General features: G+C 64.2%; 5 protein-coding genes. 4 read left to right on the top strand and 1 reads right to left on the bottom strand.

Annotation, left to right across the window (positions count from 1 at the left end):
• The 4 genes from dapB to greA all read left to right on the top strand — a co-directional run.
• On the top strand, window positions 1-655 hold a 655-nt coding region (dapB, locus tag B1C78_RS11645; RefSeq protein ID WP_139349912.1), incomplete at its 5' end, for a 4-hydroxy-tetrahydrodipicolinate reductase.
• Window positions 656-834: 179 nt separating this feature from the next.
• On the top strand, window positions 835-1959 hold the full coding sequence (gene carA / locus B1C78_RS11640) for a glutamine-hydrolyzing carbamoyl-phosphate synthase small subunit (protein ID WP_077279344.1): 1125 nt from the start codon (window positions 835-837) through the stop codon (window positions 1957-1959).
• Window positions 1960-2048: 89 nt separating this feature from the next.
• Complete coding sequence (carB, locus tag B1C78_RS11635) at window positions 2049-5270, top strand: carbamoyl-phosphate synthase large subunit (protein ID WP_077279342.1); 3222 nt, start codon at window positions 2049-2051, stop codon at window positions 5268-5270.
• On the top strand, window positions 5267-5743 hold the full coding sequence (gene greA, locus B1C78_RS11630) for a transcription elongation factor GreA (RefSeq protein WP_077279341.1): 477 nt from the start codon (window positions 5267-5269) through the stop codon (window positions 5741-5743). Before carB ends, greA begins: the two co-directional genes overlap by 4 nt.
• Window positions 5744-5878: 135 nt before the next feature.
• Here the strand turns inward: greA and yhbY are convergent, their stop codons facing one another.
• Window positions 5879-6169, bottom strand: a complete 291-nt coding sequence (gene yhbY, locus B1C78_RS11625) for a ribosome assembly RNA-binding protein YhbY (RefSeq protein ID WP_077279340.1) — start codon at window positions 6167-6169, stop codon at window positions 5879-5881.
• Between the last annotated feature and the right edge of the window lie 533 nt (window positions 6170-6702).

Here is a 6702-nt window from a genome sequence, read left to right as displayed (position 1 = left end):
GGTGGGGCGCCATGGGGTGGCGGTGACCGATGATCCGGCGGCGCTCACGGATGCCTTCGACGTGCTCATCGACTTCACGCGCCCGGAGGGCACGCTCGCGCACCTGGAGATCTGCCGCAAGGCGGGGCGCGCCATGGTCATCGGCACTACCGGCTTCTCCGAGGAGCAGAAGCAGGTGATTCGTGATGCCGCGAAGGAGATTCCGCTGGTGTTCGCCCCCAACATGAGTGTGGGCGTGAACCTGTGCCTGAAGCTCCTGGATCTGGCCGCACGGGTGCTGGGCGACGACGTGGATATCGAGGTGATCGAGGCCCACCACCGCCACAAGGTGGATGCGCCCTCGGGCACGGCGCTGCGCATGGGCGAGGTGGTGGCCGAGGCCCTGGGGCGGGATCTTGCGGCCTGTGCCATCTACGGCCGGGAGGGCCATACCGGGGAGCGGGACCCAAAGACCATCGGCTTTGAGACCATCCGCGCGGGGGATATCGTCGGGGAGCACACGGTCATGTTTGCGGGTGCCGGTGAGCGGGTGGAGATCACCCACAAGGCGTCAAGCCGCATGACCTTTGCCCGCGGTGCGGTGCGTGCGGCGGGCTGGCTGTCGGGTCGTCCCGCGGGGCTCTACGACATGCAGGATGTGCTGGGGCTGCGCTGAGTGGCGGCGCCGTCAGTGCGCGGCGCGAAGCCCGTCGCATCGGGGTCGTCATTGGACAAAACACCCCCAAACCGCGTAAAATTCAACGCATTATTTCCCCCAAAGCACCTGATCCCCGGCGGGATGGCAGTCCAACGAGATCGTCCCGCAGGTCCTGCGTACGCCGGAGGTTTCCCTTGATTTCCACTCCCGCCCTGCTGGCACTGGAAGATGGCAGTCTGTTCAGAGGTGTGTCCATCGGTGCCCCGGGTCAGACCGTGGGCGAAGTGGTGTTCAACACCGCCATGACCGGCTACCAGGAGATCCTCACGGACCCCTCCTATGCCCGGCAGATCGTCACCCTGACCTACCCCCACATCGGCAACACCGGCGTCAATCCCGAGGACGAGGAGTCCGGGGCGGTGCACGCAGCCGGGCTGGTGATTCGCGACCTGCCGCCGCTGGTGAGCAGCTGGCGCAGCCGGGAATCGCTGCCGGACTATCTCAATCGTCACGGCGTGGTGGCCATCGCGGAGATCGACACCCGGCGCCTTACGCGCATTTTGCGCGAGAAGGGGGCGCAGAACGGTTGCCTCATGGCGGGCGAGGTGGACGAAAAGTCCGCTCTGGGGGCGGCACGGGCCTTCCCCGGGCTCAAGGGCATGGACCTCGCAAAGGAGGTGACCACCACGGTTCAGTACGACTGGACCGAGGGGACCTGGAACCTCGACAGCGGCCACGCGCCCGCCCCGAAGGAAACGCCCTTCCGTGTGGTGGCCTATGACTACGGCGTCAAGCGCAACATCCTGCGCATGCTGGTGGATCGTGGGTGCCGGGTGACCGTGGTGCCTGCCCAGACGCCTGCCGAGGAGGTGCTGGACATGGGGCCGGACGGGGTGTTCCTGTCCAACGGCCCGGGCGACCCGGAACCCTGTGATTACGCCATATCCGCGATTCGTGACATCGTGGCCGCGGGTGTGCCCACCTACGGCATCTGCCTGGGCCACCAGCTGCTGGGTCTGGCCAGTGGCGCGCGCTCGATGAAGATGAAATTCGGCCACCACGGCGCCAATCATCCGGTGCAGGATCTGGAATCCGGGCGCGTCATGATCTCCAGCCAGAACCACGGCTTCGCGGTGGACGAGGAGACCCTGCCGGATACGCTCAAGGCCACCCATCGTTCGCTGTTCGACGGCACCCTGCAGGGCATCGCGCGCACCGACCGCCCGGCCTTCAGCTTCCAGGGCCACCCGGAAGCCAGTCCCGGCCCCCACGACGTGGCGCCCCTGTTCGACCGGTTTATTGAACTGATGCAAGACCGTTAAGCCACAGAGGTCACAGAGGTCACAGAGTCGGAACGGAGTGTTTTTCAGCTCTGTGACCTCTGTGCCCTCTGTGGCTGAGCTAAAGCCAAATGCCAAAACGCACAGACATCAAGAGCATCCTGATCATCGGCGCCGGGCCCATCGTCATCGGCCAGGCCTGCGAGTTCGACTACTCGGGCGCACAGGCCTGCAAGGCGCTGGGCGAGGAGGGTTACCGGGTCATCCTGGTGAACTCCAACCCGGCGACCATCATGACCGACCCCGAGATGGCGGACGCCATCTACATCGAGCCGGTGGAGTGGAAGACGGTGGCGCGCATCATCGAGCGCGAAAAGCCGGATGCCATCTTGCCCACCATGGGCGGCCAGACGGCGCTCAACTGCGCGCTGGATCTGGCGAAGCACGGTGTGCTGAAGGAGCACGGCGTGGAGCTGATCGGCGCCAGCGAGGACGCCATCGACATGGCGGAGGATCGCGAGCGCTTCCGTGAGGCCATGTCCGATATCGGGCTGGAGTCACCCATCGCCTACATGGTGCATACCTGGGAGGAGGCACAGGAGGTGCAGCCGAAGATCGGCTTCCCGGTAATCATCCGCCCCTCGTTCACCATGGGCGGCAGCGGCGGCGGCATTGCCTACAACCGTGACGAATACGAGGAGATCGTCAAGCGCGGGCTCGACCTTTCACCCACCAACGAGGTGCAGGTGGAGGAATCGGTGCTCGGCTGGAAGGAGTTCGAGATGGAGGTTGTGCGCGACAAGGCGGACAACTGCATCATCGTGTGCTCCATCGAGAACCTGGACCCCATGGGCATCCACACCGGTGATTCCATTACCGTGGCCCCGGCCCAGACGCTCACGGACAAGGAATACCAGATCATGCGCAACGCCTCCATCGCGGTGCTGCGCAAGATCGGCGTGGATACGGGCGGGTCCAACGTGCAGTTCGCCGTGAACCCGGACAACGGACGCCTGGTGGTCATCGAGATGAACCCCCGCGTGTCCCGCTCCTCGGCGCTGGCCTCCAAGGCCACGGGTTTTCCCATCGCCAAGGTGGCGGCCAAGCTGGCCGTCGGGTACACGCTGGACGAACTGCGCAACGAGATCACCGGCGGCGTGACACCGGCTTCGTTCGAGCCGTCCATCGACTACGTGGTCACCAAGATCCCGCGCTTCACCTTCGAAAAGTTCCCCCAGGCGGAGGCCAAGCTCACCACGCAGATGAAGTCGGTGGGCGAGGTGATGGCCATCGGGCGCAACTTCCAGGAGTCCTTCCAGAAGGCCCTGCGTGGCCTGGAGACGGGCAACGACGGGCTCAACGAGAAGCTGGAGCATGGCGAGGAGGACGGCGAGGCCATCGTGCGCCGCGAGCTCGTGGCCAACGGACCCGACCGCATCTTCTACGTGGCGGATGCCTTCCGGCTGGGTTTCAGCATCGAACAGGTCCACGAGCTGACCCGCATCGACCGCTGGTTTCTGGCCCAGATCAACGAACTGATCGTCCTGGAGCAGGGGCTCAGGGGCAAGGGTGTCAAGGACCTGGATCGCGACGAGCTGCTCGCACTCAAGCGCAAGGGGTTTTCGGATCGCCGCCTTGCCAGGCTGCTCGAGGAGACCGAGAAGACCGTGCGCCAGTATCGCCATGGCCTGGACATCCACCCGGTGTACAAGCGCGTGGACACCTGCGCGGCGGAGTTCGCCTCCGGCACCGCGTACCAGTACTCCAGCTACGACGAGGAATGCGAGGCGAAGCCTTCGAACCGCGAAAAGATCATGGTGCTCGGCGGCGGTCCGAACCGCATCGGACAGGGTATCGAGTTCGACTACTGCTGCGTGCACGCCGCGCTCGCCATGCGCGAGGATGGTTACGAGAGCATCATGGTCAACTGCAATCCCGAGACGGTCTCCACCGACTACGACACCTCGGACCGGCTCTATTTCGAGCCGCTGACGCTGGAGGATGTGCTGGAGATCGTCAGGGTCGAGCAGCCCAAGGGCGTGATCGTTCAGTATGGCGGGCAGACCCCGCTCAAGCTGGCGCGCGATCTGGAGGCGGCCGGCGTCCCTATTATCGGCACCTCGCCGGATTCCATCGATCTGGCCGAGGACCGCGAGCGCTTCCAGCAACTGATCGACAAGCTGGAGCTGGTGCAGCCGCCCAACCGCACTGCGCGCAGCGTCGAGGACGCCATCGGCAAGGCCGAGGAGATCGGCTACCCGGTCGTGGTGCGTCCCTCGTACGTGCTGGGCGGACGCGCCATGGAGATCGTGTACAACGAGGAGGATCTGCGCCGCTACATGCGCGACGCGGTGCAGGTGTCCAACGATGCCCCCGTGCTGCTGGACCGTTTCCTGGACGATGCCGTGGAGGTGGACGTGGATGCCATCTGCGACGGCAAGGACGTGCTCATCGGTGGCGTCATGCAGCACATTGAGCAGGCCGGCGTGCATTCGGGTGATTCCGCCTGTTCGCTGCCGCCGTACTCGCTGGACGGAAAGATCCAGGATGAGCTGCGTGAGCAGGTGCGCAAGATGGCCCACGGCCTCAACGTGGTGGGCCTGATGAACACGCAGTTCGCCGTGCAGGGCGAAAAGATCTACGTGCTGGAGGTCAATCCGCGCGCGTCGCGCACCGTACCGTTCGTGTCCAAGGCCATTGGCCTGCCGCTGGCCAAGATTGCCGCGCGCTGCATGGCCGGCCGCACGCTCAAGGAGCAGAGCATCGGCGGCGAGGTGATTCCGGACTACTACTCGGTCAAAGAGGCCGTTTTCCCGTTCATCAAGTTCCCGGGTGTCGACACCATCCTGGGCCCCGAGATGAAGTCCACCGGCGAGGTGATGGGGATGGGCCGCAGCTTTGCCGAGGCCTTTGCCAAGAGCCAGCTGGGCGCGGGCGTGAACCTGCCCGTGCGCGGCAAGGCGTTCGTCAGCGTGCGCGATGCGGACAAGGACGGTGTGGCAGAGGTGGGCCGCGAGCTGGTGAAGCAGGGCTTCCAGGTGATCGCCACCCGCGGCACCCGGCAGGTGCTGACCGAAGCCGGGATCGAGTGCGAGGTGGTCAACAAGGTCACCGAGGGCCGCCCGCACATCGTCGACATGATCAAGAACGACGAGATCAGCCTGATCATCAACACCACCGAGGGCCGCCAGGCCATCGCGGATTCGTTCACCATCCGCCGCGAGGCGCTGCAGCACAAAGTCAGCTACACCACAACCCTGGCCGGTGCGCTGGCCACGGTGGCGGCCCTGGAATACCTGGACCACGAGCAGGTATACCGCCTGCAGGACATGCACAAGGAGAGTCTGCGATGAGCAAGACCCCGCTGACGGTAAGTGGTGCGAGCAAGCTCAAGGCCGAACTCCAGCGGCTCAAGACCGAGGAACGCCCGCGCGTGATCGCCGCCATCGCCGAGGCGCGCGAGCATGGCGACCTGAAGGAAAACGCCGAGTATCACGCGGCCCGCGAGGAGCAGGGCTTCATCGAGGGCCGCATCAAGGAGATCGAGAGCAAGCTCTCCAACGCCCAGATTATCGACGTGGCGAACCTCAACGCTGGTGGCAAGGTGGTGTTTGGCGCCACCGTCGACCTGACCGACGAGGGCTCCGGGGCGGAGGTGACCTACCAGATCGTCGGTGACGACGAGGCGGACATCAAGCAGGGCATGATCTCCATCAACTCGCCCATCGCCCGCGCGCTGATCGGCAAGGAGGAAGGCGACGTGGTGACGGTCAACGCACCCGGCGGCGATAAGGACTACGAGATCGTAAAGGTACGGTATATATGAGGGAGCAGATACAAGAGACAAGATGCAAGATACAAGACGGGATCGGTGGCACTAATAGCCCCGGGGATTAACGAGGCCCCGACTCCACTTCTTGTATCTGTCAACTTGTATCTTGCCTCTAGAGCTTTACTGCCTCTAGAGCTGAATTCCCGGTTTCTCCGGATTGCGCCGGAACAGTGTTGCGATGAAGCCGATGCGCTGGACCAGGTCGGCGCCGGTCTGTTCGCAGATCTGCTGCACCGCTTCATTGCGGGCATCACGATCTGCCACGTTCACCTTGATCTTCACCAGTTCGTGATGCTCCAGCGCCAGGCGGATCTCCTCGATGACGTTCTCCGTGAGGCCCTTCTGGCCCACGATGACGACGGGTTTGCGGGGATGGGCGAGGGTACGAAGTTGCTTTCGTTGTCGGTCGGTGAGGGGCATGGGTGTAGGGATCTGGGATGTTGGGGTGAGATTAGCACGGGTGGTTGCAGGGCGGGTATCGGGGGGGCTTTGGCGGTATAAGGTCAAAGTCGAAGGCAAAGGCTAAAGCTAAAGCTAAAGTCAAAAGCGTTTCGAACCCCGCTGCGCGGGGCTCGAGTTCCTTTCTTTGCTTGTCCAAAGAAAGGAACCAAAGAAACGACACCCGGATGTCTCGCCCCTTCGGGGTGCCCTGCGCGCGGGGGCGTTGCGGGGGGTCGATCGACAGGCCATCCCTGGCCTGACGATCGACGCGCCGCATCCGTGCGGCGCCCCTGACGGGCTTTCTCCCCGCAACGCCCCCGTGCTCGGCGAGCCATACGGGGAAAGATCAAGACCCCTTCGATCAGCATGAACGGGGCACTGGGTATTGGGGCCTCTGGGTTTCCCTGTAGGAGGCCGGCCCTCCGGCCGAACCGGGAGGGCACGGTGATGTGTGAGAACACCGAAAATTAATACGGCGCCAAAGTCTCCCGGAGCGGTGTTGACCTTCTCCC

It is taken from the genome of Thioalkalivibrio denitrificans (genome assembly GCF_002000365.1).
Lineage (GTDB): Bacteria > Pseudomonadota > Gammaproteobacteria > Ectothiorhodospirales > Ectothiorhodospiraceae > Thioalkalivibrio_A > Thioalkalivibrio_A denitrificans.
The sequence above is the reverse complement of the archived record's forward strand: the minus strand, read 5'-3'. Positions and strand labels throughout refer to the sequence as shown.